6 protein-coding genes are annotated in these 4,943 nt (G+C 65.5%); 1 reads left to right on the top strand and 5 read right to left on the bottom strand.

Going from position 1 to position 4,943, the window contains the following annotated elements; genetic code table 11:
* Positions 1-81: 81 nt before the first annotated feature.
* From H5395_RS17625 to H5395_RS17640, 4 genes are read right to left on the bottom strand one after another with little or no spacing between them, the layout of a single operon-like run.
* Positions 82-339 carry a PaaI family thioesterase gene (locus H5395_RS17625; RefSeq protein WP_182793824.1) on the bottom strand — a complete coding sequence of 86 codons (258 nt, stop codon included), beginning with the start codon at positions 337-339 and terminating at the stop codon, positions 82-84.
* 5 nt (positions 340-344) lie between these two features.
* Positions 345-1,043 carry an SDR family NAD(P)-dependent oxidoreductase gene (locus H5395_RS17630; RefSeq protein ID WP_182793825.1) on the bottom strand — a complete coding sequence of 233 codons (699 nt, stop codon included), beginning with the start codon at positions 1,041-1,043 and terminating at the stop codon, positions 345-347.
* Entirely contained in the window at positions 1,040-1,633 is a 594-nt protein-coding gene (locus tag H5395_RS17635) for a 2-hydroxychromene-2-carboxylate isomerase (protein WP_182793826.1), read from the bottom strand. The genes H5395_RS17630 and H5395_RS17635 overlap by 4 nt, the downstream gene beginning before the upstream one ends.
* Positions 1,630-2,130, bottom strand: coding sequence for a helix-turn-helix domain-containing protein (locus tag H5395_RS17640; protein WP_182793827.1), 501 nt, complete (start codon positions 2,128-2,130; stop codon positions 1,630-1,632). The genes H5395_RS17635 and H5395_RS17640 overlap by 4 nt, the downstream gene beginning before the upstream one ends.
* Positions 2,131-2,247: 117 nt before the next feature.
* On the opposite strand from H5395_RS17640, the gene H5395_RS17645 reads away from it, so the two are divergent.
* Positions 2,248-3,234 carry an MDR family oxidoreductase gene (locus H5395_RS17645; protein ID WP_182793828.1) on the top strand — a complete coding sequence of 329 codons (987 nt, stop codon included), beginning with the start codon at positions 2,248-2,250 and terminating at the stop codon, positions 3,232-3,234.
* Between the two features lie 304 nt (positions 3,235-3,538).
* On the opposite strand, the gene H5395_RS17650 is transcribed toward H5395_RS17645, so the two are convergent.
* The gene (locus H5395_RS17650) at positions 3,539-4,519 is read right to left on the bottom strand and encodes an IS110 family transposase (RefSeq protein ID WP_182793829.1); all 981 of its coding nucleotides are present in this window, start codon (positions 4,517-4,519) and stop codon (positions 3,539-3,541) included.
* Between the last annotated feature and the right edge of the window lie 424 nt (positions 4,520-4,943).

Here is a 4,943-nt window from a genome sequence, read left to right on the forward strand (position 1 = left end):
CCGATCCAGCTTGCTTCGACGCTTAGGATGGTTCGGCACGGCTGCGCTCCTCCGATGACAGGGACGAGCAATGTTAGCGGATCATGCCAGCCGCGAAGCCTCACCAACAGATTTTGCTGACATGCCCCTGTCGAGCATCGTGGCGGCGTAACCGCCATGCACCAATCCAAGCGGATTGTAGACGCTGCGATCGGGCGTCCCTTCGAAGACGGCATGGCCGCGCTCGACCTCGACCAGGTCGAACGCCAGCTTCTCGCCGATCGGCGGCTGCAGCCCGCTTGCGATCATCGCGCGGAGCTGCCGGAGACCGTCGGGCGCATCTTCTCGCGGTTTGTCCATCGCGCTTACCACGGTTCGTGGAAGGGGCGGACCTCGGCGAGGAACGACCAGGCGTCGCGCGGCTGGTGCGCGAGATGATGGACTTCGGCCGCGATCGAGGCGGGCGAGATGAAGAAATCGTCCGCGGCGTCGGGCAGCCGCTCGCGCTGCCACGGCACGTCGATCACCGCGTCGATGATGAGATAGGCGACATGGATGCCCTTTGGTCCCAGGTCCCGCGCCAGCGACTCCGCCAGGATGCGCTGCGCGGCCTTGGTCGGGGCGAAACCGGCGAAACCGGCGCTCCCACGCATGGCGGAGGTGTTGCCGGTGACGATCAGAGCGCCTTCGCCCGCCGCGATCATCGCCGGCGTCGTCAGCCGCGCGAGGTGGAACAGCGCCATCGTGTTGATCTCGAAGTTGCGCTGGAGCGTTTCGGCCTCGACCTCGGTGAACGTGCCGAACGCGCCGCCGACGGCGTTGTGGACGACAACCTTGGGGTTGCCGACCTCGGCGATCACGCGCGCCAGAGCTGCGGCGTCGGAGACGTCGCACGGCGCTGCGATCGAGTCCGGTATCTCCTTCTCCAGCGCGGCGAGACGGTCCTTGTCGCGGGCCAGCATCGCCACGCGATAGCCACCCTCGGCGAAGCGGCGTGCGATCGCGGCGCCGGTGCCGGGACCGACCCCGGTAACGAGGGCGAGAGGTTTGGTCGTGCCTGTCATGCCGCGTCCTCCTGGCGCGCGAGTTCCTCGCGCACGAAATCGAGCCGGTCGTTGCCGAAGAACATCGCGTCTCCGACGAAGATGGTGGGTGTGCCGAACACGCCGCGCTCGGCGGCCTCGGCGGTGTTTGCGTCGAGCTGCGCGGCGACCTCCGGCGTGTCGATCCGACTGGCGACCGGGCCTGCGTCGATCCCGGCCGCCGCGATCACCGCAAGGATGTCATCGGCCGTTGCGAGCGTTTCTCCTTCGCTCCAGATCGCGCGATAGAGGGCCAGCGTGATTGTCGCGGCATCAGCCGGGGATTGCGCCGCCAGGACCGCCCGCGAACAGGCATCGCCATCGTTCGCGCGCATCTCCGAGGGGTTGAGCGGCACGCCATAGCGCTGCCCCCAGCGCGCCAGATCGGCGCGGGCGTAGGCCCCTTTCGCCTTGCAGGTGATCGTGGTCGGGACGTTGCCGACCAGTTCCATCAGCTTCAGGACCCTGATCGGCCGCAGCGCGATATCGGCATCCATCCCGGTCAGCTGGGTGAAGGCCATGTAGCTGTAGGGGCTGCGGAAATCATAGAAGAACTCGATCGATTGCCTCATTCGCCTGCTCCTGTGCCTTGATTGAGAAGTTGGCGTGTGCGGTCATCCGCCGCCGGACCGGGTCGAAGCCGGGCGCGACCACGCGGCACCGGAGCGCCGGTTTCGGCATCGACGAGCGCCAGCGTCAGGGGGCGCCCGGTCTCCCGATCGACCATCTCGACAGGCGGCGCGCCAAGGCCGGTCGCATTCCAGCGATCACCCCATTCACGCAGCGCGACGCTGACTTTCCACAGGTCGCGGCCCTTGGCGGTCAGGCGGTATTCGTCGCGCGGCGGACGATCCTGATAGCGCGCCCGTTCGACGATGCCATGCGCGACGAGGTGCTTCAGCCGGGCGGCAAGCGTCGCTGCGGGAATGCCGGTGCTGGCCCGCAGATCGTCGTAGCGGCGCAGCCCCAGCGAAAGGTCGCGGATCAGCAGCAGGGTCCATCGGTCGCCGATCAGTTCCAGCGCCCCGGCGATCGAGCATCGCATTCCGGCAAAGGATTTCGGCTTCATCAGGCAGGCCCTCGACTCAGTTCAATTATTGAATTAAGTAGAGGCAACGCCATACGCAAGCGCCGCGACCGGGTGCAGCATCGCCGCGCCCTTGCCGCGAACTGTCAGGAGAGAGCCATGCCGTTCCGTGCCATCCGCGCCAGCCGAACCGATGCAGGCGTCACGACCGAACTCGTGATGCTTGAGGACAGTGATCTTGATGTCGGAGAGGTCACGGTCAGGGTCGACTACTCGACCATCAACTACAAGGACGGGCTGGCGATCACCAACGCATCGCCGGTCATCCGGCGTTTCCCGATGATCCCCGGCATCGACCTGGCGGGTGTCGTCGAGGCTTCGGACAGCGCCGAGTTCGCCGCCGGCGACGCGGTGGTGCTGAATGGCTGGGGCCTCAGCCAGACACATGACGGCGGCTTCGCGCAGAAAGCGCGGGCGCCGGCCGACTGGCTGATCAAGCTGCCTGCGGGCATCGATACCCGCCATGCGGCCGCCATCGGGACGGCGGGTTATACCGCGATGCTGTCGGTCCTTGCCCTCGAACATGGCGGCGTGACGCCGGACAAGGGCGACGTGCTGGTCACCGGCGCCAGTGGCGGTGTCGGGTCGGTTGCGATCGCGCTGCTGGCCCAGCTCGGCTACCGCGTCATCGCCTCCACCGGACGACCGGAAGAAGCCGAGTATCTGACCGCTCTGGGCGCAGCCGAGATCATCGACCGCGCCACGCTGTCGCAACAGGGTGCGCCGATCGCAACGGAACGTTGGGCCGGTGCGATCGACACCGTCGGCAGCCATACGCTGGCCAACGTGCTGGCGCAGACCCGATACGGCGGTGTCGTTGCCAATTGCGGGCTGGCACAGGGTGTGGACCTGCCGGGCAGCGTCCTGCCCTTCATCCTGCGCGGCGTGACGCTGGCAGGAATCGACTCGGTCAACGCCCCGAAGGCGAAGCGGATCGAGGCATGGACGCGACTGGCAAGCGACCTCGACCTTGGCAAGCTGGACGCCATGGTGACGACCGTGGGTCTGGAGGAGGCGCCGGATGTCGCGCGCAGCATTCTTTCGGGCAGCATTCGGGGCCGGACGGTCGTCGACGTCAATCGCTGAGAGTCAGGCAGCGGTCGCTGGACGTGGCTCATCTTCGGCAAGCCTCGGCGGGCTGATCTGAGCGCCGCGCCCGCGAAGTCCGGTCCTGACCAGCCGCCGAGAGCGGGAAACAAAGACGCTGCAAGCGGCGCCGAGTGTCTGCTCCGGATGATTGCCGCGAGTGCCAAGCCACGCATGCAAAGGGCTGCTTTCTGACCGTCAGAGCGATGCGATGACCTCTTTCGCAGACCGACTTTGGGCCTGCGGCGAATGGCAGTTCCGTCCCGCACTGCTGAGGCCCGGGACTGCGCAGCCAAAGGCTGGTTCAGGGCGGGGTCGCCGACCAGGCCCTGCCCTCCTTCAGCAAGGTGTTCGCAAGGATCAGGAGCTTTCGCATGACGGCCGTGATCGCAACCTTGAACGGCTTGCCTGCCTCTCGCAGACGTTCGTAGAACGCCTTGAGATCAAGGTTCCAGCGGACTGCGCTGACGCTTGCCATGTAGAGGGTGTTCCGGGCCATGACCCGCCCGCCGCGGACCGTCTTCCTGCCCCTCATCATTCCCGAATCCCGGTTCATGGACGCCAGTCCGGCAAGGGCTGCGACCTCGCCTGCATTGGCGCTGCCCAGCTCTTTCATCTCCGCCAGAAGCGTCGCCGCTGTTGTCGGACCGATGCCGGGGATTGACGTCAGGATTGCGTATCGCCCCGCGATCTGCGGGTCTGTCTTCAGAACCGCCTGCAACTCGGCATCGAGAATGTCGCAATGTCGTCGGCAGAGGGCAATCCGTTCGGATAGAAGGTCTTTCACGATGTCTGAGGATGCCTCTTCGCATTGGTTCTCCAGCACGAGACGCTCGCTGATCACTTGGCGCCGGGCAACAACGACCTCTCTGAGCCTAGCCATTGTTGCTGAGGACGGTTCGGTGGGCGCAGGCTTCATGATGGTCGCGAACCGGGCCAGGACTTCGGCGTCAATCTCGTCCATCTTGGCAAGACGGCCAAGCACATCCGCGAACCACTTGGTGCGATACGGGTTGACGATCGCGACCTGAATACCCGCCTCATGCAAGGCGGCGTGCGCTGCGCGATGATACCGGCCGGTCGCTTCCATCACCACGAGCCCGGCGGAATGGGCCAAGCAGCACGTCAGAAGCTTGCCGATGCCCGTGGCGTCGTTCCCGACACGGACACGTTCCCCCATAGGGTGCAAAAACACGTCGAGCCACGTCTTCCTGACACCGACGCCAACCATCACCGCTTCTGATGGGGTCTGATTGGTCGTCGCCTTTCCTTTTATCCGGAACATCAAAGACTCCCTCTTATCTGTTCAGGCCCAAAACCGTTGAAGGGGGCCGACCCAACTTGCTCTCGGCTCTGAAAAACCCAGGGCCTGACGGTCCAATCCCCACCCGAACTTCCCACATCGTGGGCTGCCCGGGGAGACGTTCCGCTGATGGGCACGTCCCACGGACAAGATAAAAAGAGATCTGTCTCGCTCTGTCTGACCCGTGTCTGGTCTGCTGCTAAGTGGATTTCAGCCTTGGTTGCGCCGCCGCCGGGATTGGCATCGGCTGGCTGATACAGCCCTGATCAGGCGTCTGACTGGCCTGCTCCACTGAGGTGGTCCATTTCCAATCCTGGTGCATGACGGGTCTCGGCGCCGTGGTGGGGGGAGCTGGCGAAGGGGTTCGGGGTGGCGGAGCCGGTCCCTGCTGGACCTCGGGGGCCGG

It is taken from the genome of Paracoccus sp. MC1854, from assembly GCF_014164635.1.
Taxonomy (GTDB): Bacteria; Pseudomonadota; Alphaproteobacteria; order Rhodobacterales; family Rhodobacteraceae; genus Paracoccus.

Excerpts from the sequence above, each read along its gene's own strand:
- H5395_RS17630 (WP_182793825.1), bottom strand. The coding sequence starts at position 1,043 with ATGACAGGCACGACCAAACCTCTCGCCCTCGTTACCGGGGTCGGTCCC.
- H5395_RS17645 (WP_182793828.1), top strand. The coding sequence starts at position 2,248 with ATGCCGTTCCGTGCCATCCGCGCCAGCCGAACCGATGCAGGCGTCACG.
- H5395_RS17625 (WP_182793824.1), bottom strand. The coding sequence starts at position 339 with ATGGACAAACCGCGAGAAGATGCGCCCGACGGTCTCCGGCAGCTCCGC.
- H5395_RS17650 (WP_182793829.1), bottom strand. The coding sequence starts at position 4,519 with ATGTTCCGGATAAAAGGAAAGGCGACGACCAATCAGACCCCATCAGAA.
- H5395_RS17635 (WP_182793826.1), bottom strand. The coding sequence starts at position 1,633 with ATGAGGCAATCGATCGAGTTCTTCTATGATTTCCGCAGCCCCTACAGC.
- H5395_RS17640 (WP_182793827.1), bottom strand. The coding sequence starts at position 2,130 with ATGAAGCCGAAATCCTTTGCCGGAATGCGATGCTCGATCGCCGGGGCG.